The organism is Janthinobacterium glycogeni, from assembly GCF_051380725.1.
Classification (GTDB): domain Bacteria; phylum Pseudomonadota; class Gammaproteobacteria; order Burkholderiales; family Burkholderiaceae_D; genus Janthinobacterium.
Genome location: NZ_JBNYXP010000002.1, coordinates 417960 through 441591 on the forward strand (window position 1 = coordinate 417960; position 23632 = coordinate 441591).

Annotated in this window: 21 protein-coding genes and 1 tRNA gene; 10 read left to right on the plus strand and 12 right to left on the minus strand. The window is 62.6% G+C overall.

Features of this window, described 5'->3' with window-relative positions:
* The first annotated feature begins 5 nt into the window (after nucleotides 1–5).
* Entirely contained in the window at nucleotides 6–473 is a 468-nt protein-coding gene (locus ACQ4W4_RS07470; RefSeq protein ID WP_436541423.1) for a DMT family transporter, read from the plus strand.
* 69 nt (nucleotides 474–542) lie between these two features.
* Here the strand turns inward: ACQ4W4_RS07470 and ACQ4W4_RS07475 are convergent, their stop codons facing one another.
* From ACQ4W4_RS07475 to ACQ4W4_RS07490, 4 genes are all read right to left on the minus strand, one after another.
* The gene (locus ACQ4W4_RS07475; RefSeq protein ID WP_436541424.1) at nucleotides 543–1874 is read right to left on the minus strand and encodes a TolC family outer membrane protein; all 1332 of its coding nucleotides are present in this window, start codon (nucleotides 1872–1874) and stop codon (nucleotides 543–545) included.
* Nucleotides 1875–2015: 141 nt separating this feature from the next.
* A complete protein-coding gene (locus ACQ4W4_RS07480; RefSeq protein WP_034788759.1) occupies nucleotides 2016–2339 on the minus strand; it encodes a rhodanese-like domain-containing protein in 324 nt (107 codons plus the stop codon).
* 13 nt (nucleotides 2340–2352) lie between these two features.
* Nucleotides 2353–3003: a protein-L-isoaspartate O-methyltransferase family protein gene (locus ACQ4W4_RS07485; protein ID WP_436541425.1), complete on the minus strand. Its 651-nt coding sequence runs from the start codon at nucleotides 3001–3003 to the stop codon at nucleotides 2353–2355.
* 169 nt (nucleotides 3004–3172) lie between these two features.
* Nucleotides 3173–3823 carry a TetR/AcrR family transcriptional regulator gene (locus ACQ4W4_RS07490; protein WP_436541426.1) on the minus strand — a complete coding sequence of 217 codons (651 nt, stop codon included), beginning with the start codon at nucleotides 3821–3823 and terminating at the stop codon, nucleotides 3173–3175.
* A gap of 293 nt (nucleotides 3824–4116) precedes the next feature.
* On the opposite strand from ACQ4W4_RS07490, the gene ACQ4W4_RS07495 reads away from it, so the two are divergent.
* Together ACQ4W4_RS07495 and ACQ4W4_RS07500 are read left to right on the plus strand one after the other, a co-directional pair.
* Nucleotides 4117–4986, plus strand: a complete 870-nt coding sequence (locus ACQ4W4_RS07495; RefSeq protein WP_436541427.1) for a head GIN domain-containing protein — start codon at nucleotides 4117–4119, stop codon at nucleotides 4984–4986.
* Between the two features lie 69 nt (nucleotides 4987–5055).
* The gene (locus tag ACQ4W4_RS07500; protein ID WP_436541428.1) at nucleotides 5056–5334 is read left to right on the plus strand and encodes a YkgJ family cysteine cluster protein; all 279 of its coding nucleotides are present in this window, start codon (nucleotides 5056–5058) and stop codon (nucleotides 5332–5334) included.
* Nucleotides 5335–5356: 22 nt separating this feature from the next.
* Here the strand turns inward: ACQ4W4_RS07500 and ACQ4W4_RS07505 are convergent, their stop codons facing one another.
* The gene (locus ACQ4W4_RS07505) at nucleotides 5357–6340 is read right to left on the minus strand and encodes a DUF5655 domain-containing protein (protein WP_436541429.1); all 984 of its coding nucleotides are present in this window, start codon (nucleotides 6338–6340) and stop codon (nucleotides 5357–5359) included.
* A 231-nt stretch (nucleotides 6341–6571) separates the two neighbouring features.
* Between ACQ4W4_RS07505 and ACQ4W4_RS07510 the strand changes: the two genes are divergently transcribed.
* The 7 genes from ACQ4W4_RS07510 to ACQ4W4_RS07540 all read left to right on the plus strand — a co-directional run bounded on the left by ACQ4W4_RS07510 (nucleotide 6572) and on the right by ACQ4W4_RS07540 (nucleotide 14362).
* Nucleotides 6572–7342: a DeoR/GlpR family DNA-binding transcription regulator gene (locus tag ACQ4W4_RS07510; protein ID WP_436541430.1), complete on the plus strand. Its 771-nt coding sequence runs from the start codon at nucleotides 6572–6574 to the stop codon at nucleotides 7340–7342.
* A gap of 32 nt (nucleotides 7343–7374) precedes the next feature.
* Entirely contained in the window at nucleotides 7375–8523 is a 1149-nt protein-coding gene (locus tag ACQ4W4_RS07515) for an MFS transporter (protein ID WP_436541431.1), read from the plus strand.
* A gap of 155 nt (nucleotides 8524–8678) precedes the next feature.
* Nucleotides 8679–9524, plus strand: a complete 846-nt coding sequence (locus tag ACQ4W4_RS07520) for an undecaprenyl-diphosphate phosphatase (RefSeq protein ID WP_436541432.1) — start codon at nucleotides 8679–8681, stop codon at nucleotides 9522–9524.
* A 6-nt stretch (nucleotides 9525–9530) separates the two neighbouring features.
* Nucleotides 9531–11354 carry a DNA helicase RecQ gene (gene recQ / locus ACQ4W4_RS07525; RefSeq protein WP_436541433.1) on the plus strand — a complete coding sequence of 608 codons (1824 nt, stop codon included), beginning with the start codon at nucleotides 9531–9533 and terminating at the stop codon, nucleotides 11352–11354.
* Nucleotides 11354–11836, plus strand: coding sequence for a hypothetical protein (locus tag ACQ4W4_RS07530; RefSeq protein WP_436541434.1), 483 nt, complete (start codon nucleotides 11354–11356; stop codon nucleotides 11834–11836). The genes recQ and ACQ4W4_RS07530 overlap by 1 nt, the downstream gene beginning before the upstream one ends.
* Nucleotides 11837–11880: 44 nt before the next feature.
* The gene (locus tag ACQ4W4_RS07535) at nucleotides 11881–12858 is read left to right on the plus strand and encodes a LysR family transcriptional regulator (protein WP_436541435.1); all 978 of its coding nucleotides are present in this window, start codon (nucleotides 11881–11883) and stop codon (nucleotides 12856–12858) included.
* Between the two features lie 217 nt (nucleotides 12859–13075).
* On the plus strand, nucleotides 13076–14362 hold the full coding sequence (locus ACQ4W4_RS07540) for a Glu/Leu/Phe/Val family dehydrogenase (RefSeq protein ID WP_034785857.1): 1287 nt from the start codon (nucleotides 13076–13078) through the stop codon (nucleotides 14360–14362).
* A gap of 176 nt (nucleotides 14363–14538) precedes the next feature.
* On the opposite strand, the gene galE is transcribed toward ACQ4W4_RS07540, so the two are convergent.
* The 7 genes from galE to ACQ4W4_RS07575 all read right to left on the minus strand — a co-directional run bounded on the left by galE (nucleotide 14539) and on the right by ACQ4W4_RS07575 (nucleotide 23452).
* Nucleotides 14539–15558, minus strand: coding sequence for a UDP-glucose 4-epimerase GalE (gene galE, locus ACQ4W4_RS07545; RefSeq protein WP_436541436.1), 1020 nt, complete (start codon nucleotides 15556–15558; stop codon nucleotides 14539–14541).
* A 156-nt stretch (nucleotides 15559–15714) separates the two neighbouring features.
* Nucleotides 15715–16395 (minus strand): tRNA (guanosine(46)-N7)-methyltransferase TrmB, encoded by a 681-nt coding sequence (gene trmB, locus ACQ4W4_RS07550; RefSeq protein WP_436541437.1) that lies wholly within the window; start codon nucleotides 16393–16395, stop codon nucleotides 15715–15717.
* 92 nt (nucleotides 16396–16487) lie between these two features.
* Nucleotides 16488–16561, minus strand: a tRNA-Gly gene (locus ACQ4W4_RS07555).
* A gap of 58 nt (nucleotides 16562–16619) precedes the next feature.
* On the minus strand, nucleotides 16620–17324 hold the full coding sequence (locus tag ACQ4W4_RS07560; protein WP_436541438.1) for a DUF4197 domain-containing protein: 705 nt from the start codon (nucleotides 17322–17324) through the stop codon (nucleotides 16620–16622).
* A gap of 178 nt (nucleotides 17325–17502) precedes the next feature.
* Nucleotides 17503–19083 carry an SEL1-like repeat protein gene (locus tag ACQ4W4_RS07565; RefSeq protein WP_436541439.1) on the minus strand — a complete coding sequence of 527 codons (1581 nt, stop codon included), beginning with the start codon at nucleotides 19081–19083 and terminating at the stop codon, nucleotides 17503–17505.
* Nucleotides 19080–21284, minus strand: a complete 2205-nt coding sequence (locus ACQ4W4_RS07570; protein WP_436541440.1) for an EAL domain-containing response regulator — start codon at nucleotides 21282–21284, stop codon at nucleotides 19080–19082. Before ACQ4W4_RS07570 ends, ACQ4W4_RS07565 begins: the two co-directional genes overlap by 4 nt.
* A 5-nt stretch (nucleotides 21285–21289) precedes the next feature.
* A complete protein-coding gene (locus tag ACQ4W4_RS07575; RefSeq protein WP_436541441.1) occupies nucleotides 21290–23452 on the minus strand; it encodes an HDOD domain-containing protein in 2163 nt (720 codons plus the stop codon).
* Between the last annotated feature and the right edge of the window lie 180 nt (nucleotides 23453–23632).

A 23632-nucleotide genomic window follows, 5' to 3' on the forward strand; every position in this document is an offset into this window, starting at 1 on the left:
CGCACATGAACGGATGGATCACCTTGTTTGCCCCGCTGGCCATGCTGGCCGGCGCCGTCGTCCCTTTTCAGGCGGGCGCGAACGCCGCGCTGGGCCGCAATCTGGGCCACCCGCTGTGGGCCACGCTCGCCTCGCTGGCGGTCAGCGCCGTGCTGGCGTCGTTCGTGATGCTGGTCTGGCGGGTGCCGGCACCCGATCTTCACCTCGCCGTGCGCGGGCCGGGCTGGTCCTGGCTCGGGGGCGCGGCCGGCGTGTTTTATATTACGGCCGCGCTGATGCTGGCGCCGCGCATGGGCTCCGGCCCCTTCATGGCGGCCGTCATCGGCGGGCAGATGCTGGCCGCGCTGGCCATCGACCGCTACGGCTTGCTGGGCTTTGCCGTCAAGCATATTTCTCCGCTGCACTGGGCCGGCGCGGGCCTCGTGGTGGCCGGTGTCGTGCTGACCCAGTTCGCCAACAGCCGCGCCGTGTGACCACACTTCAAGGCGAAAAAAAACCAGCGCCGTTGCCGGGGCTGGTTTTAATGTAAAGCAAGAGCCCGCTTACTTGTCGAGCAAGGCATTGACGGGCATCAAGTCCGTTTCCTTCAGGGTGCCGGCGGCAGCCTTCAGGCGCAAGCCGTTCATGATGGTGTCGTAGCGGGCTTTCGACAGGTCTTTTTGCGTCGAGAACAATTGTTTCTGCGCATTCAAGACGTCGATATTGATGCGCACGCCCACTTGATAGCCGAGCTGGTTCGACTCCAGCGCCGACTTGCTCGACACTTCCGCCGCTTCCAGCGCCTTGACTTGCGCCAGGCCGCTATTCACGCCCAGGAATGCCTGGCGCGCGCCTTGCGATGCCGTGCGGCGTGCCGTTTCCAGATCGTTGCGGGCCTTGTTTTCCAGCGCGATCGATTCGCGTACCTTGCTGGTGACGGCAAAGCCGCTGAAGATCGGGATGCTCCACTGCACGCCGATAGCATTGTTGTTGGCGCCGCCGGCGCCGCCCGTCGTGTAAGTGTGGCCCGTGTTGGCGATCAGATCCAGGGTCGGGTAGTGGCCGGCGCGGTTGCGGCCGATGTCGCGCTTGGCCGATTCCACGTTGAACTGGGCCGTGACGACGCCGTAGTTCTGCTCTTCGGCCGAGCTCACCCACGGTTCGATGGCGGCCGGTTCCGGCGCGCTGATGACCACGCCGGTGCGCATCGGCGCCAGTGACGTTGGCGCTTCACCGATGATGGTTTGCAAGGCGCTGCGCTTGTTGGCCAGGTCATTGATGGCGGCAAATTCCTGCGCCACCACCAGGTCATAGGCCGCTTGCGCTTCGTGCGTGTCGGTAATCGTTTGCGTGCCGACCTCGAAGTTGCGCTTGGCCGATGCCAGCTGCTCCGTCGTCGCCACTTTTTGCGCCTGCGTAGCGCCCAGGTTGTCCTGCGCGCTGAGCACGTCGAAATACGCTTGCGCCACGCGCGTGATCAAGTCTTGCTGGACTTGCGCAAATTGCGCTTCGGCAATCGCCTGCGCCAGCTTGCTTTGCTGATAGGTTTCCCAGCGATCCCAACGGAACAGCGGCTGCGCCAGGGTCAGGTTGTAGGTATTCGTGTGCACGTTAACGGTCGGCATGGTGATCTTATTGCCTTGACTCAATACAATCGGCTCCTGATTGCCACGCGTATTGCTGCCCGACGCGGAGATTTGCGGCAGCAAGCCTGCCAGCCCCTGCGGAACCCGCTCCATCCCGGCAGACAGGGCCGCGCGCGCGCTGGCGTACTGCGCGTCATTGGCCAGCGCCTGCTGGTAGACCTGGATGAGATCGGCCGCCTGCGCTTGCAGCGAGCATGTCATCGAGACAAAGGCGCTGGTCATCAGCACGGCGATAAGGGGTTTCCGCATTGCATTTCTCCGTTGGAGTCGTCAAAAGTTGATGGAATCAAAAATCTGCTACCGCTTGCCTTGCGCTCGCCGGATGAGCAGAGTACAGGCCTCCGCAGGCATGCAGGAAAACATGCCTGGGTGCATCTACTGCGAATTAACTTAGTATTTCGGCATGGCGCTGTCGACTTGCAGCGCCCAGGCATGCACGCCGCCCGTCAAATTACTGATCTTGCCAAAACCATTGCGCTCCAGGAAGGCCGCCACTTGCATGCTGCGCATGCCGTGATGGCAAATGCAGACGATTTCGGCGTCTTCATCGAGGTCATCGATGCGCGCGGGAATCGAGTTCATCTGCATCAAGGTGGCACCGTCGAGGTGGCACAGGTCGAACTCCCACTGTTCCCGCACGTCCAGCAAGAACGGACGCGGGCGGGAAGGGTCAGCCAGCCAGGCGGCCAGCTGCGGTGCACTCAAATGCTCCATCGAATCGGTCGCCTCAGAACTGGAAATGCGACGGTGCCACGGCTTGCAGCGGCGTGACATTGGTTTCAAACAGCTTGCGCGTGTCATAGGCTTTGTCCGAGCTGCGCGTGATCAGGTGCGCCGACATGATCGGTGCTTCGCCGATGATGGCCAGGATGCGGCCGCCGACTTTGACTTGTTGCAACAGTGCTTCCGGCAGCACGGCCAGGGCGCCGGACACGACGATCACGTCGTACGGAGCGCCCTTGCTCCAGCCCTGGGCGCCGTCGCCCAGTTCCACGGTCACGTTCGTCACACCGTTGGCGGCCAGGTTCTGCTCGGCCAAGGTTTTCAATTGGGGGACGATTTCCACGCTCGTCACATGACGCGCCTTGTGCGCCAGCAACGCGGCCATGTAGCCGCTGCCGGCACCGATTTCCAGCACATTTTCATGCTTCTTGACGGCTACGTCTTGCAAAATACGCGCTTCCAGCTTTGGCGTGAACATGTATTCGCCACCGCCCAGTGGAATTTCCGTATCGACGAAGGCCAGGTTTTTATAGGCGGCCGGCACGAAATTTTCACGCTTGACCACGTTCAACAGCTCCAGTACGTCGATATCCAGTACGTCCCATGGACGGATCTGCTGTTCGATCATATTGAAGCGGGCTTGTTCGATATTCATCTTTGGACTCGGTAAGTGAAGTAATAATCCGCCATTTTATCGTTGAACTGGCTGAAAGCACATGTTAACCATAAAGACGGGGAATGGAGGAAATTTGCGACGATCTGCAGATTTGGGGGGGCGAACCTTGGAAAAGGGGCAACTGAACGGTAGCAGCCACGCCGGCGCGTCAGCTTTTCCCGGGCGCCTCCACCTGCAGGCTGCGCAAGCTCATGTCGATAAACGCATCCATGTAGGCGAGCGGATCGATATCCTTGACCTCGCATGGCAGGAAGGAGTGCGTCCACATCATCAGCATGGTCACGGGTGCGCTGAGGATGGTGCTGACCAGCACGGGATCGACCTGGCGGAATTCGCCGCGCTGCATGCCCCGTTCCAGCAGGGTGACGACCAGCGCATTGCCGCGCGCGACGACTTCTTCGTTGTAAAACTGCGCCAGTTCCGGGAAATTGTTCGCTTCGGCTAGCATCAGCTTGGTCAAACCGGCCAATTTGGTGGCGCCGAACTCTTCCCACCACTGCATCATCACCTTGCGCAACAACTCGGCGCTCGTGCTGTCCGAGGCGGCCATGCTGTCTTCCGCCTCGCCGATCGATTGCACGATATTGTCGCGCACGACGGCCTTGAACAGCTCCTGTTTATTCTCAAAGTACAGGTACAAGGTGCCTTTCGACACGCCGGCCCGCTTGGCCACGTCTTCCAGGCGCGTCGATGCAAAGCCCCGCTCGACAAACAGGTCGAGGGCGGCGGCGAGCAATTCCTGCGGGCGGGCATCCTTGCGCCGCTCCCAGCGGGGCTTGGTATCAATCGGGGCTTGCATGTATCTTTCCAAATAACTTACTTTTGAGTCATTAATAGTAGACCTGTCTATCGTCAAGGTCAAGCGCGGAGCACCGCCCGGCACGCCGAACACAGGCATTGTACGCTCCGTGTCAACGCTGGCGGCACCGGGTGGAGCAGAATGCGTTTCAGCCCCCATTTTGCGCAGTTCATCGCATTTCCACTGAGCAAGCATGCCGGATTTGCTACCTTCTCATCGACGGCACGGCAGCCGCGGCGCGGCAGCCGGCTTTTTTTCTTGTCCCGCACTAAAACAATCATAAAGGAAACACCATGCGTACCTTGCTGGCCCTGTGCTGTGCCCTTGCCCTTGGCGGTTGCGCCATCGTCATCAACCCCAACGATGGCGAAGTGCGCCACGCCGATTCAAGCAGCAATGCCATCCAGGGCAACGAGCAAGTGAGCCGCGATGTGCGACAAGTCAGCAACATCAACACGCTCGACATCGACAGCATGAAGCGCATCGATATCAAGATCGACGTGCGCGTGGGGCCGGCCACATCGCTGGTGATCGAAGCGGACAGCAACCTGCAGCCGCGCATCCATAGCGAAGTGAACGGTAATACCCTGCGCATCTGGAGCGATACGAACATTCGCAGCAGCAATGGCATCCACGTCATCTACACGACGCCGCAATTGAGGAAGATCACCATTTCCGGCTCGGGCCGCCTGGTGGCCAGCGGTTTCAATGGCGACGATTTCAGCCTGGAGCAGCGCGGTGCGATGAAGAGCGAATTGTCGGGCACGGTGGGACGCCTCGACGTGGCCAACAATGGCTCGGGCAGCATCAACGCGGCGGCCCTCGCCAGCGGCAACACGGACGCGGTGCAAAACGGTTCGGGCACCATCCAGCTGGGCAGCGTGCGCGGCGAACGCATGAACGTGGCCGTCAACGGCTCGGGCAGCATCAGCGCCAGCGGCGCCGTGCAGCGCCTCGACGCCAACGTGAATGGCTCGGGCGACATCAACCTGGCCGCCCTGCGCAGCGACGTTGCCTATCTGGCGAGCAACGGTTCCGGCGACGTCGACGTCACCGTCCAGAATGAAGTCAACGCCCGCGCCAGCGGTTCCGGCCGCATCACCGTGCATGGCGATCCGGCCCGCCGCACCCTGTCGGGCAAGCGCGTCAGCATCGTGCGCTAACGCGCCCTGGCGACGCAGGGGAGCCGGCTTGCTATACTGTCGGCTCGTCACCCGCTCGCCTGAAATCCCATGTCACCATCTGCCACCCTGGCATGCCGTCCATCGTGCGGCGCCTGCTGCACCGCACCGTCCATCACCAGCCCGATTCCGGGCATGCCGGATGGAAAACCTGCGGGCGTGCGCTGCGTGCAACTGGCCGACGACAACCGCTGCAAGATCTTTGGCCAACCGGAGCGACCCGCGTTTTGCGGCGGCCTGCAGCCTTCCGAGGATATGTGCGGCAGCAGCCGCGAACATGCGATGCGTTGGTTACATCAGCTGGAACAGGCAACAGCACCGTACAGCTGATGCTTGCACACGCCACCATCGGCTAAGGTTTCACGTCCCGCTGACCTGCATACGCGGCAAAAATGAACGGCTTTGCCGCATCCAGTTCCGCCAGCGTGCCAATGCTGATTTCCAGGTTACCCGTACCCCAATGCCCGATCGCGGTCACGTCGCGCGATTTTGGCAGGACGTGCGCTACGGGGGCCGGGTCGATGTGCAAGTACAGCACGAGGCAGTTCTTCTTGTGTATCACCACGGTCGCAAAGTTCTTCAGCCGCTTGAACGCCAGGTACAAGCGCAGCTCTTTACGTTCAACATCATCCCCCAGCGACATCGTGTAATCCTCCAGCGAGGCCAACAACTGACGCATGGGCTCCGAAAGACCTGCCGGCACTTCCACGAATGCCTTGTCTGGTCCCGTCGGCTTGTTCGCGCCCCCATCGGCGGGTACAGCTACCATTGCTTCCAACCTGGCTGGTGCCGACGTCTGCCGCTTGGCGGAGCTTTTCTTTGTTGCGGGATCCATGCCGGCGCTTGCGGACTCCAGCAGAAGCAAATCCTCTGCAAATCGGCGATAGCGGATCAGTTCGATCGTCCGGCCGATCTGCTGGACGGCATGGCTATCGAACTTGGTAAAGTCGGCGGCAATGCAAATCACCCGCGGCGCGCTCCAATCGATGGCCTCCGATGCCAGCTTGCCCAGCTTAGCGAAGACCAGCAGTTGAAAGTCGGCCTGATGGTCCATCAACCAGTCCAGGTAATACAAGCCCTGATTGATGACATTTTCACCAACCGACCGTTTGTATTCAAGAATGCAGGGGCAATTGTTCTCATCCAATCCAAGCGAATCGATGCGGCCGGCATGCGTCTTACCGGTCGAATATTCGCTCGCCAGAAAACGGATACTCAGCAAAGTATCGAGGTTTGCCTCTATCAAGGTCTGCAATGGTTTTTCCAGGTCCGATGCACTGCCTTGCAGTTCCTGGGCCTGGCCATGGACCAACTTGAAAAGTTTAATGTCACTCATCCGTCTGTTTTCCTTATTCCTCGGCAAGCAAATACCAAGGTGCATCAAGCTATCGGCGATGAGCATAAACGTAAATTTATCTTTTTTGCAAATTCATTTACAACAGGGATATTGTTGGCAATTCCTTGCCCTGGTCCCATCCCGAGCACGATGCGTGCATCAGGTAACCGTTGACTAAATTTGCACGTTTGCGTATATTCATGCACATTCATGCACGTTTAAGATTCCACCATGTCCTCCACCCTGCTCCTCAAACAACGCCACGCGCTGATCCAGCAACAATTGCACGCGGATGGCAGGGTGCTGGCGCTGGATCTGGCGCGCCAGCTCGACGTGTCCGAAGACACGATACGGCGCGATTTGCGCGAGATGGCGGCGGCCGGCCTGTGCCAGCGCGTATATGGCGGCGCCCTGCCGCTGGCGCCCGACGGCGGCACCTTGACGCAGCGCAAGCAGGAAGCGCCGGAACGCAAGGCGCGCCTGGCGCAGGCCGCCGTGTCACTCGTGCGTGCAGGCCAGGTGCTGTTTCTCGATGCGGGCTCGACCAACCTGGCCATCGCCAGCGCCTTGCCGGAGTTGGCGCTCACTGTCATCACCAATGCCCCCGCGATCGCCATGGCGCTGATGGAACGCCCCGAGATCGAGCTGATCATGGCTGGCGGCCGGGTCGAGCGCCGCGCCGGCGCCAGCCTGGGTCCGCAAGCGCTGCGCACGGTCGAGCGCATGCATCCCGACCTGTGCTTTCTCGGTGCCTGCGGCGCCGACGCGGACGCGGGCGTGACGGCGTTCAACTACGACGAAGCCGAATTCAAGCGCAGCATCGCCGGCGCCAGCAAGGCCGTGGTGGTGGCCGTCACCAGCGACAAGCTGGGCACGGCCGCGCCCTTCGGCGTGCTGGCCACGGGCCTGCTGCAGCACCTGGTGCTCGAAGCCGATGCCGATGCGGCCCACGTGGCCGCCTTTGAACGGCTGGGCGTGCAAGTGTTGCGCGCCCGCGCCTGACTTTTCCACCCCGACTCTTGAAAAGCTCTCCCATGCACCTTACCGGTACCCTGCAACAACGCGCGACGCGCCTCGTCTTCTTCGCCGCCGGACTCGGCATGGCCGCCTGGGCCCCGCTGGTCCCCTACGCCAAGTCGCGCCTGGGCCTCGATGAAGCGACGCTCGGCATCCTGCTGCTGTGCCTGGGCGCCGGCTCGCTGTGCGCGATGCCGTTTACGGGCATACTCACGGCCCGCTTCGGCTGCCGCAAAATCATCGTCGGCGCCGGCCTGCTGCTGACCGCCGTCCTGCCCGGCCTGGCGCTGGCCGCCACGCCCCTGCAACTGGGCCTGGTGCTGCTGGTGTTCGGCGCGGCCATGGGCACGTTTGACGTGGCCATCAATATCCAGGCGGTGATCATCGAAAAAGCCAACGGCGGCGCCATGATGTCGGGTTTTCACGCGCTGTTCAGCGTGGGCGGCTTTGCCGGCGCGGCCTGCATGGCCCTGCTGCTGTGGCTGGGCCTGACGCCGGCCTGGTCCTGTGTGGTGGTGATGCTGCTGCTGTGCGGCGTGCTGGGCGCGGCGCAAGGCCATCTGCTGCCGACGGCGTCCCCCTCCGGCGAAAAGACGCCGCTGTTCGTCATGCCGCATGGCGCCGTCATTTTCATCGGCCTGCTGTGCTTTATCGTCTTCCTGGCCGAAGGCGCGATCCTCGACTGGAGCGCCCTGTTCCTGACCACCACGCGCGGCGTGGAAGAAGCCAAGGGCGGTCTCGGCTACGCCGCCTTCGCCATCGCCATGACGGTGGGCCGCTTCACTGGCGATAAGGTGGTCAGCCGCTTTGGCGGAAAGCGGGTGCTCACTTTCGGCGGCCTGTGCGCGGCGGCAGGCTTCTTCCTGGCCGTGCTGGCGCCGCATGCCAGCCTGGCCATGGCCGGCTTCGTGCTGATCGGTCTGGGCGCGGCGAACATCGTGCCCATCCTGTTTACGGCGGCCGGCCAGCAACATGCCATGCCGGCCAGCCTGGCGGTGGCGGCCATCACCACCATCGGCTATGCGGGCATCCTGGCCGGCCCGGCCGTGATCGGCTTCGTGGCGCACGCCACCAGCCTGAATATCGCCTTCGCCATGCTGGGCGCCGCCCTGCTGCTGGTGGCGGCCAGCGCGCGCCTGGTGGCGCCGGCCAAACAGCGTTCCTGATCCTCCTGCTGCCTGTCGGACGATGCGAAAAAAGCGCCGCCCGACAGCGCCCAAATCGGCTCGCCGGGCCTCCGGCATGGTAAGCTTCGACCCCGCGCACATTGCGGGCGCCACGCACCCACCCCATCCTGCCACTTATACCCGTTTATACATCTATGGATCTCATTCTTGCGCTAAAAGCCATCATCATGGGGCTGGTCGAAGGTTTTACCGAATTTTTGCCGATTTCGTCCACGGGGCACTTAATCCTGGCCGGCAGCCTGCTCGACTTTACCAAAGATGTCTCGAAAGAAGTCATGGGGGTATTTGAAATCGCCATCCAGGCGGGCGCCATTCTGGCCGTGTGCTGGGAATACCGTGCACGCATCGCCTCGGTTCTGGGCAGCCTGACCACCAAGTGCAGCTCGCGCATGTTCGTGCTGAACCTGGCAATCGCCTTCATCCCCTTGGCCGTGCTGGGTTTGAAATTCGGCAAATATATCAAGGCGCTGCTGTTCAACCCTGTCGCGGTCGCGACCGCCTTCATTATTGGCGGCATCATCATCCTGCTGGTGGAACGCCGCGCGCGCAACAATCCGGTCGCGGTACGCATACATACGGTCGAAGATATGAGTCCGCTTGATGCTCTTAAGGTCGGCTGCGCCCAGGCGTTCGCGCTGATTCCCGGCACCAGCCGTTCCGGCTCGACCATCATCGGCGGCATGCTGCTGGGACTGTCGCGCAAGGCCGCCACCGAATTTTCGTTTTTCCTGGCCATCCCCACCCTGCTGGCGGCCACCTTCTACTCGCTGTACAAGGCGCGCGACATCCTGTCGATCGCCCACGTGCCCCTGTTCGGCCTGGGCACCGTGGCCGCCTTCATTTCCGCCTTCCTGTGCGTGCGCTGGCTGCTGCGCTATATCAGCTCGCACGACTTCACGTTTTTTGCCTGGTACCGCATTGTGTTCGGCTTGCTGGTCCTGGCCAGCGCCCACTACGGCTGGATTGTTTGGGCAGAATAAGGCACTATGAATCAAGATCTTAACCAGCGCGCGCTGCACCTGCTGCAAACCGTTTTCGGCTACCCGGCCTTCCGCGGCCAGCAAGCCGACATCGTCGACCACGTCAGCCATGGCGGCGACGCGCTGGTACTGATGCCCACCGGCGGCGGCAAGTCGCTGTGCTATCAGATTCCCGCGCTGCTGCGCGAAGGCGTCGGTGTCGTCGTCTCGCCGCTGATCGCGCTGATGCAGGACCAAGTGGACGCGCTGGAAGAAGTGGGCGTGCGCGCCGCCTTCCTCAATTCGACGCAAACCTACGAAGAAGCGAGCCGCATCGAGCGCCTGGTGCGCACGGGCGGCATCGACGTCGTCTACGTGGCGCCCGAGCGCCTGATGACGCAGCGCTGCCTGGACCTGTTCCAGGCGTCGAAGATCTCCCTGTTCGCCATCGACGAGGCGCACTGCGTGGCCCAGTGGGGCCACGACTTCCGCCCCGAATACATCAAGCTGTCGGTGCTGCACGAGCAGTTCCCGGACGTGCCGCGCATCGCGCTCACGGCCACGGCCGACCCGCAGACGCGCGCCGAAATCGCGCTGCGCCTGCAACTGGAAGACGCGCGCCAATTCGTCTCGTCCTTCGACCGCCCGAACATCCGCTATCAGATCGTGGAAAAGGCGAATGGCCGCAAGCAGCTGCTCGACTTCATCAACACGGAACACGCGGGCGACTGCGGCATCGTGTACTGCCTGTCGCGCAAAAAAGTCGAAGAGACGGCGGAATTTTTGAACCAGAGCGGCATCCGCGCCCTGCCCTATCACGCCGGCATGGAATACGCCAAGCGCAGCGCCAACCAGGCGCGCTTCCTGCGCGAGGAAAACATCGTCATGGTCGCCACCATCGCCTTCGGCATGGGCATCGACAAGCCCGACGTGCGCTTCGTGGCGCATCTGGATCTGCCGAAAAGCATCGAGGGCTATTACCAGGAAACGGGGCGCGCGGGCCGCGACGGCATGGCCGCCAACGCCTGGATGGCGTACGGCTTGCAGGACGTGGTACTGCAGCGGCGCATGATCGACGAATCGGAAGCGGACGACACCTTCAAGCGCGTGCTGGGCGTGAAACTCGACGCCATGCTGGGCCTGTGCGAAACGCTCAGCTGCCGCCGCATGCGATTGCTCGAATACTTCGGCGAACCGGCTTCGCCGTGCGGCAATTGCGATACCTGCCTGGTGCCGCCCGTGTCGTTCGACGGCACCGTACCCGTGCAAAAACTGCTGTCGGCCATCTACCGCGTCGACCAGCGCTTTGCCGGCGGCCACGTGATCGATGTGCTGCGCGGCGTGGAGTCCGAACGCATCAAGACCTGGCACCACGATTCGCTGTCCGTGTTCGGCATCGGTTCGGACCTGGGCGAAGCGGAATGGAAATCGATTTTGCGCCAGGCCATCGCGCTCGGTCTCGTCTCGGTCGACCATGAACAATACAGCTCGCTGAAACTGACGGACGCCTCGCGTCCCGTGCTCAAGGGCGGCCAGAAGGTGCAGCTGCGCCAGTACCAGAAACCGGTGAAAACCAGCAAGCGCAGCACCAGCGTGGCGAAAGGCTATGTCGAGACGGATCTGTCGGCCAGCGAGCAGGCGATCTTCGACAAGCTGCGCTGGTGGCGCGTGGAGACGGCGCGCACGCACAACGTGCCCGCCTACGTGATTTTCGTCGACGCCACCCTGCGCGAAATCGCCAAGGCCAAGCCCACCTCGCTCGAGCAGATGCGCGGCGTGAGCGGCGTGGGCGAGAAAAAACTGGCCTCGTACGGCGACGAAATCGTCGCCATGATCCTGGAGATGATTTGATGGAAGCACTCTCGTCCGACCTGATCTATCAGGCCGTGAAAATTCTCGGCGCCCAGCCCGACGCCGAAGACGCGGTGGAAGCGCAAGTACGGTTACTGGTGCAGGACGATCTCACCGTGCGCCGCCTGGCCGACGTGGTGCCGGAAGCCTTCGGCCTGGTGCTGGCGTCGCACCTGCCCGGCGCCGACAACATGACCCTGCCCCATACCTTCTGCGCCCAGGACGAGGACGGCGAGTGGGTGGAGTTTCCCATGCGCCGCGAACCGATCTTTGTCGTCGCCGCGGATATCGCCCAGCATACCTTCCACAACGGCCCGCGCGCGCTGATACAAAACCTGGCCAGCCGCAGCTCCTTGCTGTCGGCCATCAACAAGGCGTTGAATGCGGGCGGCTCGCTCGAAGGCACGACCCTGGGTCCGCCCTCCTTCTTCGGCCTGCCCGCCGCGCTGTACCAGCCGGCGGCATCGCCCGCTACGCCCTGAGCACTTCACTTTGCCCTTGTCCTTGATAACGGAACGCTGCCGCGATGGAAACCAAATGGCTGGAAGACTTCATCTCGCTCGCTGAAACGCATAATTTCAGCCGTTCCGCGGCCCTGCGCCACGTCACCCAGCCGGCCTTTTCGCGGCGCATCCAGTCGCTGGAAAACTGGCTCGGCATCGACCTGGTCGACCGCACCTCCTACCCCACGCGGCTGACGCCGGCCGGCGCCGTGTTCTACGAGCAGGCGCTGGAAATGCTGGGACAGATCAACGGCGTGCGCGCCCTGTTGCGCGGCAAGCGGGCGGCCACGCAAACGAGCGTCGATTTCGCCGTGCCGCACACTCTCTCGCTGACCTTCATGCCGAAGTGGCTGACGGCACTGGAAGAAGGTTTTGCGCCGATCAACAGCCGTTTGATGGCGCTGAACGTGCACGACGCCGTGCTGCAGCTGGTCGACGGCGGCTGCGACCTGCTGCTGTGCTATCACCATCCGCGCCAGCCGGTGCAGCTGGACCCGGGCCGCTACGACATGCTGGTCATGGGCCGCGAAACCCTGCGTGCGTATGCACGCTGCGGCCAGGACAAGGTGCCGGACTTCGTCTTGCCCGGCAGCGCCAAGGAGCCGCTGCCCTTCCTCTCCTACACCAACAACGCCTATCTGGGTCGCATGGTGGAACTGCTGCTGGCCGACGCCAAGGCGCCCCTGTTCCTGGACACCTGCTACGAAACGGACATGGCCGAAGGTTTGAAAATGATGGCGCTGGAAGGCCGCGGCATCGCCTTCCTACCCGAATCGGCCGTCATGCGCGACGTCAAATACAAGCACCTGGCGCGCGCCGACGGCGGCGCGCCGGGCTGGGAAATCGAGCTGGAAATCCGCTTGTACCGGGAACGCCCGTCCAGCCTGCGTCCCGGCAAGCAGATCGTCGAAAGCCTGTGGCAATACCTGGTGCAGGCGCAGGACGGCAAGGCGCGCGCCGGCAAGCGCCGCAAACGCGCCATCGAGGCCACCCAGTCCTGACTGGCAATCCTGCCAATACAACTATGCAATAAATGCATAACCGGATGCGCACAAAGCATTGGCCGGGGCATGAGGCTATCGCCTACGATGCGGTTCCGCTGCGCGCAGCCTCAAGGTGCGCCTACCACAGCATTTTTTGAACGCCAGAAAAAATCATCGCGATGCTCTGCAGATTTTTCGGCGTTACACCACCGTTTTGTCCAGGAGCTTATCAAGCATGACCAGCAAGCACGCACTTCCTTCCTACCTCAATCCTGAAGACCTGGGCCCATGGGGCGTCTACCTCGAGCAGATCGACCGCGTTACGCCGTACCTGGGCAACCTGTCGCGCTGGGTGGAAACGCTGAAGCGTCCAAAGCGCATCCTGACGGTCGACGTGCCTATCGAGCGCGATGACGGCACCATTGCCCACTACGAAGGCTACCGCGTGCAGCACAACCTGTCGCGCGGCCCGGGCAAGGGCGGCGTGCGCTTCCACCAGGACGTGACCCTGTCGGAAGTGATGGCCCTGTCGGCCTGGATGACGGTCAAGAATGCAGCGGTCAACGTGCCATACGGCGGCGCCAAGGGCGGTATCCGTGTCGATCCGAAGACCCTGTCGCGCAACGAACTGCAACGCCTGACGCGCCGCTACACGAGCGAGATCAGCATGATCATCGGACCGAACAAGGATATCCCGGCGCCGGACGTCAACACGAATGAACAAGTCATGGCGTGGATGATGGATAGCTATGCCATGATCGGCGGCAATATGTCGACCGGCGTGGTGACGGGTAAACCCATCTCGCTGGGCGGCAGCCTGGGTCGCCGCGATGCGACGGGCCGCGGCGTGTTCGTCGTCGGTTGCGATGCGGCCGCCAAGGTCGGCATGTCGCTCGAAGGCGCGAAAGTCATCGTGCAAGGTTTCGGCAACGTGGGCGGCGTCGCTGCCCGCATGTTCGCTGAAGCCGGTTCGAAAGTGGTCGCGGTACAAGACCACAAGACCACCGTCGTGCACGCCGGCGGCTTGAACATCCCGCAACTGCTGGCACACGTGGCCGAAGTGGGCAGCGTCGAAGGCTTCCCGGGCGCCGAGGCATTCGTGCCGCGCGAAGATTTCTGGGGCATCGATTGCGACATCCTGATTCCGGCCGCGCTGGAACAGCAGATCACCGCAGAACGCGCGCAAGTCATCCGCGCCAAGATCATCCTGGAAGGCGCCAACGGCCCGACCCTGCCGGCAGCGGACGACATCCTGACCGACCGTGGCGTATTGATCGTGCCGGACGTGCTGGCCAACGCCGGCGGCGTGACCGTCAGCTACTTCGAGTGGGCGCAGAACTTCTCGAGCTTCTTCTGGACGGAAGAAGAAATCAACAGCCGCCTGACCCGCATCATGCGCGAAGCGTTCGACGCGGTATGGCAAGTGTCGCAAGAGAAGAAAGTATCGATGCGTACCGCCACCTTCATCCTGGCGTGCACGCGCGTGCTGCAAGCGCGCGAAGTGCGCGGCCTGTATCCTTAATGGCTGCCTGAGAAAATGCCTGGGGCGTTGTTGCTTCGCCTCGCCGTACTAGCGTACTGTCTTCGGCTTTGCGCCTAGCCCCAGACATTTTTCAGGCGCCATTGGGTTGTTGGCACTTTTAAAAAATCCCGCCACACTGTTGTGTGAGCGGGATTTTTTGTATCTGCCGGGCTTGTTTACGCCGCGTAGCCTTGCGGATTCTGGTGCTGCCAGCGCCAGTGGTCGCGGCACATGTCGTCGATGTTTTTCTGCGCTTGCCAACCCAGCAATTGCTTCGCCTTGTCGGCCGAGGCGTAGCAGCTGGCGATGTCGCCGGGGCGGCGCGGCACGATCTCGTAGGGAACCTCGCGGCCGCTGGCGGCCTCGAAGGCGCGCACGGTATCGAGCACGCTGTAGCCATGGCCCGTGCCCAGGTTGACGGTAAAGCCGCCCTCGGTGGAGAACAGGCGGTTCAGCGCCGCTACATGGCCCAGCGCCAGGTCGACCACGTGGATGTAGTCGCGCACGCCCGTGCCGTCCGGCGTAGCGTAGTCGTTGCCGAAGACGGCCAGGCGCTCGCGGCGGCCCACTGCCACCTGGGCGATGAATGGCATCAGGTTATTCGGGATGCCGGCAGGATCTTCGCCGATCAAGCCGCTGGCATGCGCGCCCACTGGGTTGAAGTAGCGCAATACACCGACTTGCCACTGCGCATCGGCATGCACGAGATCGGCCAGGATCTGCTCGACCATCAACTTCGAACGGCCATACGGATTGGTGACGGACAGGCGCGATGATTCCACGATCGGCAAGACTTCCGGATCGCCATACACGGTGGCCGACGAGCTGAACACAAAACGCTTCACGTTTGCCGCCGCCAGCACCTCCAGCAGCGCCACGGTGCCCGACACATTGTTATCCATATACATCAGTGGTTGCGCCACGGATTCGCCCACGGATTTCAAACCGGCAAAATGGATCACCGCATCGATGGCGTGCTCGCGCAAGACGGCGGCCATCGCCGCGCGGTCGCGCACGTCCGCTTCATAGAATGGCACGCTCTTGCCGGCAATGCGCTCCACGCGCGCCATCGCTTCGCGCGCGCTATTGCACAGATTATCCACCGCGACGACGTCAAAGCCGGCAGCCAGCAATTCGACACAGGTATGCGAACCGATGAAACCGGATGCGCCGGTCACGAGTATTGTCTTGGACATAATATCAATCAATGCAAAAAAGATAAGACTAGCGGAATTTCCCCGCTTTGCCAAGCCCGCACAAGGCTGCGCAAGTAATAAAAAAGCCTGCGGCATTGCTGCAGCAGGCTTCATTTTTATGCAAATGGCAGGGGTGGGCAAGCCGCCATAACGCGTTTATTTCTTGATGAACACCAGATCCCACACGCCATGGCCCAGCTTCAAACCGCGATTTTCAAACTTGGTCAGCGGACGATATACGGGTTGCGGCGCATAAGCATCGGCGCTGTTGCGCAGTTGCGGCTCGGCGCCCAGCACGTCCAGCATTTGCACCGCGTAATCTTCCCAATCGGTGGCGCAATGCAGATAGCCGCCCGGCGCCAGGCGGTCGGTCAATTGCTTGACGAACGGCGACTGGATCAAACGGCGCTTGTTGTGGCGCGCCTTGTGCCATGGGTCGGGGAAAAACACATGAATGCCGGCCAGCGAATTGGCTGGGATCATGTGTGTGAGCACTTCCACCGCATCGTGCTGCAGCAGGCGCAGATTCGTCAGCGACTCTTCGCCGATCAGCTTCAGCAGGCTGCCGACGCCAGGCGTGTGCACTTCAACGCCGATGAAATCCGTCTCCGGCATGGCTTTGGCGATATGCGCCGTCGTCGCGCCCATGCCGAAACCGATTTCCAGAATCACTGGCGCCTTGCGGCCGAAGACCTGCTCGAAGTCCATGGACTCCTTGGCGAAAGGCAACAGAAACTGCGGCCCCAAGGTCTCAAGCGCGCGCGCCTGCGCGACAGACAGCCGTCCCGCGCGGGTGACGAAACTGCGGATGCGGTGTTCGGTCGGATCGTACATCATCGGCCGCGCCGGGCCGTTTGCTGGGGTATCAGAAGACATGGGAATGGAGAAATAAGTAGCCGCGCCGCATCAAGCCAGGCGCCAGCGAAAAATGGAGCGGGTGAAGGGAATCGAACCCTCGTCGTAAGCTTGGGAAGCTTCTGCTCTACCATTGAGCTACACCCGCGAAGCCTGCATTTTACGCCAAACGGAATGCGGCGAGCAAATCTTCGCAGTGGTGGTGCTTACTTCAGGCTGCCGAAGACCTTGCCAATGATCTTGCTGCCATATTCGAGCGGATTGCTGCGGATGGCTTTTTCTTCTTCGCCGATCATCAGGTACAAGCCGTCGAGGGCGCGGTCGGTGACATAGCCTTCCACCGTCGCTTGCTGCTGCGGCACCAAACCCGTCTTGCCGATCTGGCTCATGGTGCTGTTGTATTTGCTGGCCAGGCCGGAACGGTCGGTGACGGATTTCACGATGGGCAGGAATTTGACGGCCAGGGGCGCCGATGTTTTCTGGCGGAAAAAATCCGTGACGGAGGTGTCGCCACCGGACAGGATATTTTTCGCATCGGTCACGCTCATCGACTTGACCGCATCGAGCAGCAAGGGCTTGGCCATGGGCACGGCAGACTCGGCGGCACGGTTCATCGACACTACCAGGTCGTCCAGTTGCTGGCCACGGCCCGTCATTTTCAACAGGGGCTTGGCTTGCTCCAGGATGCCGGGCAGCTTGATTTTCACCTTGTCATTGTTCAGGAAGCCATTCTCGACACCGAGTTTCGCTACGGCGGCGGCCGATCCCGCTTCCAGCGCCGCTTTCAAGCCATTGCTGGCATCCTGGTTGCTGAGGGCATCCAGGGGACCGGCGGCGCCTGCACCGGACGACAGCAGCGCCAAGGCACACAGGATGGCGGCCGGACGGCCAGGGAAAGAGTTCAGGCGCATGGTTTTCCTTTCTAGAGAATAGACAGACCACCTTCTTCTGGAACCTTAGCACATCAAAACTGCAAATACCGCAGCAATTTTTTCGTCCGGGGGAAACAAGAGAGCCACAGATGGCGAAGGGAAAGGACTATACAGCACCTGCTGTCGTATCCGCGCACGCTAACGCTGGCTGCATGGTCTAGCCTGCGATCGCCGCCAGTTGTTCGCGCACCTGGTTCAGATCCGTCTCGCGCATGCGCGCCGCCGTCTGGCGCAGGGATTTTTCCGCGCCGGCCACGCCGGCCGCCGAGGCCATCGACAGCCAGATATACGCCTGCTGCAAATCGAGCGGGCCGCCCTGGCCGCTGGCGGCCATCAGGCCCAGATTCATCTGCGCCCGCGCATGGCCCTGGCGCGCGGCCAGCGCATACCAGTCCCAGGCGGCAGCATAGTCCTGCGGCACGTCCTGGCCATTGTCGTGCCGCAGGCCCAGCGCAAACTGGGCCAGGCTGTGGCCCTGGGCGGCGGCACGGCAGTAACAGGCGCAGGCCTGCTGACTGTCGGGTGCCGGACCATCGTCGCGGTCGTGCAAGACGCCCTGCATGTATTGCGCCGGCGCGTAATCCTGCTCGGCGGCGCGGCGGTACCATTCCAGCGCCAGCGACAGATCCTGCGGCACACCCTGGCCATGTTCATAGCGCAGGGCCAGGTCGAACTGCGCCCGTACGTGGCCCTGGTCGGCCGCCTTGCGGTACCAGAAGATGGCTTCCTGCGCATCGGCAGGCACGCCCTGTCCATGCTCATGCAGCAGTCCCAGCTGATACTGCGCGGCGGGGAAGCCCTGCTCGGCAGCCTGACGGTAAAACGCTTGCGCCTGCGCGTAATCGTGGGCGCCATGTTCATGATGCAGTCCCAGGTTATGCTGAGCCGCCGCATGGCCCAGTCCCGCCGCCTTGACATACCATTCCAGCGCCGCCTGTTTATCGCAAGGCACGCCCTGTCCATTGTCGTAGATCAGGCCCAGGTTGAACTGCGAACTGGCGTGGCCCTGTTCGGCCGCGCGCCTGTACCAGGTGATCGCCTGCCGGCTGTCCTGCGGCAGCACGTCGCCATTCTCATAGCGCAGCGCCAGGTTGAACTGGGCCGGCGCATAGCCCTGCTCGGCGGCCTTGCGCATCCAGGCCGTTGCCTGCTGGCGATCCTGGCGCACGCCCTGACCATTATCGTAGCGCAGGCCCAGGTTGAACTGCGCACGCGCATAGCCCTGGTCGGCCGCCTTGCGGTACCAGGCGATGGCTTGCACGAAGTCCTGCGGCACGCCCTTGCCATTGTCATACATCATGCCCAGGTTGTTTTGCGCGCCTGCGTCGCCCTGTTCCGCCGCGCGGCTGAACCACAGCATGGCTAGCCCGCTATCTTGCGCGAGTCCCTGGCCCTTGGCATACAGCCAGCCCAGGTTGTACTGCGCCGCCGCGTAGCCCTGTTCGGCCGCCTGCTGGTACCAGTGCGCCGCCTGCGCAAAATCCTGCGGCACGCCCTGGCCCTTCTGGCACATCACGCCCAGGTTGTATTGCGCGTGCTCGAGTCCCTGCGCGGCAGCCAGGCCGTACCAGTGCAGCGCCAGCGCATAGCTTTGCTCGATACCCTGGCCATTGAAATACATGAAGCCCAGGCTGTGCTGGGCGTTCGCATTGCCTTTCTCGGCCAGTCCTTTCAGGCGCAGGTAATCGGCCGTGTAATGAGCAGCCGAGTAGCGGGGAGCGGCAAGCGACACGGTCACGCCTCGATGGTCAGCGTCGGAGACGGCGCGGGGGCGGCATCGGCGATCAGGCGGTTCTGTTCCTGCAGCACGCCGATAAAACTGCCCAGCGAAATGGGCCGGTGGTACAGATAGCCCTGCATCGTGGTACAGCCCTTGTCCTGCAGGTAGCGCGCCTGCCCTTCCGTCTCCACGCCCTCGGCGATCAGATGCAGACCCAGGCCGCGCGCAATCGAGATGATGGCCAGGATGACGGGATAGTGTCCGTGCTCGTCGTGGATTTCCTTCACAAACGACTGGTCGATCTTGATGGTGTGGATGGGGAAGCGGTGCAGGTAGGACAGCGAGGAATAGCCGGTGCCGAAATCGTCGATGGCGACCGACACGCCCAGCTGGCACAGCTTGTTCAACTGCTCGATCGCATACTGCGGATTGCGGATGCAGATGTTTTCCGTGATCTCCACTTCGATCTTTTCCGGCGCGATGCCGTAGCGCGTCAGCGCGCCGCGCATCTTCTCGAAAAAGTCGCCGCGGTCCAGGTATTGCGGCGACAAATTGAGCGACAGGCGCACGGCTTCGCCGCCGGCCGCGTTCCACTGCACCAGGTCGCGGCACAGGGCGCCCAGCATCCAGTCCGAGATCGGCAGCATCAAGCCGTTTTCCTCGGCGAACGGCAAAAATTCGCCGGCCGTCAGCAAGCCCCGCTGCGGGTGGTTCCAGCGCATCAGGCCTTCGGCGCCGACGATGCGGCCCGTCATCACGTCCACCTGCGGCTGGTAATACATCTCCAGCTGATTCAGCTCCAGCGCCTTGCGCAGGCTCTGCTCGAGTGCGATCTTCTGGTGCGACACGTCGAGCATGGACTCGTGATAGAAACTGTGGCCGTTCTTGCCCAGCGCCTTGACCTGGTACATGGCGATGTCGGCGTGGCGCAGCAGCTCGTCGATGGTCTCGCCGTCGCCCGGATAGATGGCGATGCCGATGGATGCCGAAATATGCACCTGGTTGCCATCGAGGTCGAACGGCTGGTGCAGGCATTCGAGGAATTTGTCGGCGATCAGGCGCGCATCCTGGCGGTCGCGCAGTTCCGGCAGCACGATGGTGAATTCATCGCCGCCCTGACGCGCCAGGGTATCGCCGCGGCGCAGGCAATCCTTCAGGCGCAGCGCCACCTGCTGCAGCAGCTCGTCGCCCTTCACGTGGCCCAGGGTGTCGTTGACCAGCTTGAAACGATCGAGGTCGATGAACATCACGGCCAGTTCCGTCAGCTTGCGGCGCGCCTGGATCACGGCCAGCCCCAGGCGGTCCTTGAACAGCATGCGGTTCGGCAGGTCCGTCAGGATGTCGTGATAGGCCTGGTAAGAGATGACTTCCTCGGCGCGCTTGCGGTCGGTGATGTCGCGCGCCACGCCGTAGGTGCCGAAGTACTCCTGCTTTTTCGCTTCCTGATCGTGGCCGTGCATGCCGATCGAATTGAGCGGAATCGTCATCAGGGTGTTGTTGAAGGTCCGGTCGCTGCCGCTGCCGCTATGGCACTTCAGGCGCAGTTCCACATTGCGCGAGGCGCGCTCGTCGAGGCGGCGCTCGTTGAAGGCATAGCGCGCCCGCTCCTGGTCTTCATCGTGCACGAGAATCGAGTAATGGCTGCCGATCAGCTCTTCGCGGCTAAAGCCCAGCAACTGGTGTACCCGGTCGTTGATGAAGGTGATGCGGCCTTCGTGGTTCAGCGTATAGATGATGTCGGGCGAGCTGTCGACCAGGTAGCGGTACATCTTCTCCGAGTTTTCCAGCTGCAGCGCGATGCGCTCGTTTTCCAGCGCCAGCTTGCTCTTTTGCAGCGCGTTCTCCACCGTCTTGAGCAGCTCCTCGCGGCTGTAGGGCTTGCGCAGATAATCGTAGGCCCCGCGTTTGAGGGCGCCGATGGCCGCCTCGATGCCGACGTCGCCGCTCATGACGATCACATCGCCCTCGATGCCGCGCCGGTTGATGTGGTCCATGATTTCATGGCCGCTCATGTCGGGCAGGCGCAAGTCGAGCAGGATCAGGTCGAAGCGCAGTTTCGACAACTGCGCCAGCGCCTCGCTGCCGCAGGTGGCCGTGTGCAGCTGGTAGCCGCGGTCCTTCAGCAATTCATGGAGAGAGGCGAGCAGGCGGGGCTCGTCGTCGACCAGCAAAATGCGCGGGCTGTTTTCCAGGTCAAACGGAATGGCGGAGGAGTTCATGGACGTTACGAAGACATAGCGGTATTGCCGGGAGAGGGCAGCGCGGCTGCAGCGCTTGCCGGCAAGGGAATGGGCAGTAAAATTTCAAATGAGGTGCCGGACTTGCTGCTGCGGCAGCCAATCACGCCATGCAGGCGCGTGACCAGGTCATGCACGATGGACAAGCCCAAGCCGTGATGCGCGCCTTCCTTGCTGCTGCGCACGGGGGAAAACAGATTGGCCAGCACTTCCGGCGCCAGGCCGGCGCCATTGTCGCTGACGCACAGCTCCAGGTACAAGCGGCGGTCGCGGTTCACGTGGCCACGGTTCGCCACTTCGATGCGCCCGCCATCGGGCAGGGCTTCGACGGCGTTTTTCAGCAGGTTGAGCAGGATTTGCTTGAGCATGTCGGCATCGGCCTCCACCTCGCATGGCGCATCCTGCATGCGCGTGACCACCTCGATCTTCGGCGGCAGGAAGTCGGTGGCGCGGAACAGGCGCAGCACATCGTCGACCACGCGCGCGCAATCGGTCACGCCGCCCGCCGCCGCCGGCTGCAGATCGGCCAGGCCGCCGATCAGCTGACCGACCCGGTCGATTTCCTCGTTCAGGATCGCCATTTCACCCGACACCGGCTCCTGCTTCTCCAGCTTGCGATCGAGCACGCTCAGGTAGTTCTTGATGATGGACAGCGGGTTATTCACTTCGTGCACGACGCGGCGCGACGCGGCGCGGTATTCCTCGGTCACGTGATCGAGCTGGCGCCGCGCCAGCCCGCGCGCGCTGATGGCCGCTTCCAGCGCCGTGGCGGCCTGGTTGGCATACGCGCGCAGGAAACCCTCGCGCTTCTGGCAAGCGGGAATCTGCCACGCCGCCACGCCGCCAATGAGCACGCCCAGGCTGCGCTGGCCCGACGCCAAAGGCACGCAGACCAGGCTGTCGGTACCGAGGATGCGCAACAGCTGCTCCTCGACGATGCCCAGCGCCGGCATGTCGCGTTTCAGGAACGCCAGCTGGCACTCCAGCGCCGAGGCGGCCAGGAGGCCGCCCTTGGCCAGCGGGATCGAGAAGCCGGCCAGGCGCTGCTGATGTTCGCCCGCCGCCACGCCGACGAGCGCATGGCCGGTGGGGTTTTGCAGCAGGATGACGGCGGTGTCGAAATCGAACAGAATGCGCGCCGAACGCGTGATGGCTTCGAGCAGGCTGCTCTCGCCCTGCTGCCGGGCGAAGGTCTGGCCCACTTCGGACACCAGCACCATATTGCGCACTTCATCGGACAGGCGTCGCTGCACCGGATCGACGGATGGCGGCGCATAGGCGGGCGGCGTGGCGATATCGTCCGCGCCGGCCAGGTCGATGCCCAGGTGCTGCGCGGCCTGCTCCACCTGGCGCGCGACGCTGCCGGCCAGCTCGTCCAGTGTCTCGATGTCCAGCGCGCACAGGCTTGCCGCCTGCGTGATGGACTCGGCCTCGTCCGCATCGTCGGCATGGCAGCACAGCAGATGCGCCAGGCGCACGATGCGGATCAGGGGGTGGCTCGCTTCCAGGCGCGCCAGCGGTTCATGGTGATACAGCACGCTGTCGGCCAGGAAGGAATCGAGATGCCAGCGCTCGATCAACCAGGCGCCCGCTTCGGCATGCGTGATCTGCAAGGTACGCTGCTCCACCGCGCACAGGGCGGCATCGTCGCGCGCCGTGAAATTGAATGCGTATTCCTTCGGCGCCGTGGCCAGCAGGGCCAGGCGGCCCACGTTGTGCAGCAAGCCGGCCAGATAGGCTTCCTCGACGTGCGGATACGCCATGGCCTTGGCCAGCGCGCGCGCCATGACGGCGGCCGACAGCGAACTTTTCCAGAAGGCGCGCAAATCCGTGCTGCCGGAATGGGGAAAGCTGTTGAAGGTCTGGAAGACGGATTCGCTGATGACCAGGGTCTTGATCATGTCCGTGCCCAGCGACACGAGCGACTGTTCCAGGCTGACGACCTTGCTCTGCCGATGGTAGGCCGAGCTGCTGGCCACGCCGAGGATCTTGCTGGTCATGCCCGCATCCTTGGCGATCAGTGCGGCCAGCTCCGGCATGCCGGCATCGTCGGCCTGCAGGTGGGCGATCAGCTTGAGGAGGATCTGCGGCATGGCCGGCAGGCGGGCAATCAGCAGGCGATTGCGAATATCTTGATCAGATTGATGCATCGTATCAGGCATTGCCGGTTTGAAAAGGAAGAGCGCTCAGCAGCGAAGCGCGGCCACGTTCAGAGGAATCCTCCACTCCTGTAACCCAAAAAATTATTGCCTGAGAGGATGCCGGGAAAAAAGTCATCTTATCATAAGCGCCGAATATTACTTGCAATATAGAAAATTAAGTTGAAATAA

Bases quoted from the DNA above. Each gene is read 5' to 3' on its own strand.
- ACQ4W4_RS07540 (WP_034785857.1), top strand. From the start codon at position 13,076: ATGACCAGCAAGCACGCACTTCCTTCCTACCTCAATCCTGAAGACCTG.
- ACQ4W4_RS07470 (WP_436541423.1), top strand. From the start codon at position 6: ATGAACGGATGGATCACCTTGTTTGCCCCGCTGGCCATGCTGGCCGGC.
- ACQ4W4_RS07560 (WP_436541438.1), bottom strand. From the start codon at position 17,324: ATGCGCCTGAACTCTTTCCCTGGCCGTCCGGCCGCCATCCTGTGTGCC.
- ACQ4W4_RS07490 (WP_436541426.1), bottom strand. From the start codon at position 3,823: ATGCAAGCCCCGATTGATACCAAGCCCCGCTGGGAGCGGCGCAAGGAT.
- ACQ4W4_RS07485 (WP_436541425.1), bottom strand. From the start codon at position 3,003: ATGAATATCGAACAAGCCCGCTTCAATATGATCGAACAGCAGATCCGT.
- ACQ4W4_RS07480 (WP_034788759.1), bottom strand. From the start codon at position 2,339: ATGGAGCATTTGAGTGCACCGCAGCTGGCCGCCTGGCTGGCTGACCCT.
- ACQ4W4_RS07505 (WP_436541429.1), bottom strand. From the start codon at position 6,340: ATGAGTGACATTAAACTTTTCAAGTTGGTCCATGGCCAGGCCCAGGAA.
- trmB (WP_436541437.1), bottom strand. From the start codon at position 16,395: ATGATGTACGATCCGACCGAACACCGCATCCGCAGTTTCGTCACCCGC.
- ACQ4W4_RS07535 (WP_436541435.1), top strand. From the start codon at position 11,881: ATGGAAACCAAATGGCTGGAAGACTTCATCTCGCTCGCTGAAACGCAT.
- ACQ4W4_RS07475 (WP_436541424.1), bottom strand. From the start codon at position 1,874: ATGCGGAAACCCCTTATCGCCGTGCTGATGACCAGCGCCTTTGTCTCG.
- galE (WP_436541436.1), bottom strand. From the start codon at position 15,558: ATGTCCAAGACAATACTCGTGACCGGCGCATCCGGTTTCATCGGTTCG.
- ACQ4W4_RS07520 (WP_436541432.1), top strand. From the start codon at position 8,679: ATGGATCTCATTCTTGCGCTAAAAGCCATCATCATGGGGCTGGTCGAA.
- ACQ4W4_RS07515 (WP_436541431.1), top strand. From the start codon at position 7,375: ATGCACCTTACCGGTACCCTGCAACAACGCGCGACGCGCCTCGTCTTC.
- ACQ4W4_RS07495 (WP_436541427.1), top strand. From the start codon at position 4,117: ATGCGTACCTTGCTGGCCCTGTGCTGTGCCCTTGCCCTTGGCGGTTGC.
- ACQ4W4_RS07570 (WP_436541440.1), bottom strand. From the start codon at position 21,284: ATGAACTCCTCCGCCATTCCGTTTGACCTGGAAAACAGCCCGCGCATT.
- ACQ4W4_RS07575 (WP_436541441.1), bottom strand. From the start codon at position 23,452: ATGCATCAATCTGATCAAGATATTCGCAATCGCCTGCTGATTGCCCGC.
- ACQ4W4_RS07530 (WP_436541434.1), top strand. From the start codon at position 11,354: ATGGAAGCACTCTCGTCCGACCTGATCTATCAGGCCGTGAAAATTCTC.
- ACQ4W4_RS07510 (WP_436541430.1), top strand. From the start codon at position 6,572: ATGTCCTCCACCCTGCTCCTCAAACAACGCCACGCGCTGATCCAGCAA.
- ACQ4W4_RS07500 (WP_436541428.1), top strand. From the start codon at position 5,056: ATGTCACCATCTGCCACCCTGGCATGCCGTCCATCGTGCGGCGCCTGC.
- recQ (WP_436541433.1), top strand. From the start codon at position 9,531: ATGAATCAAGATCTTAACCAGCGCGCGCTGCACCTGCTGCAAACCGTT.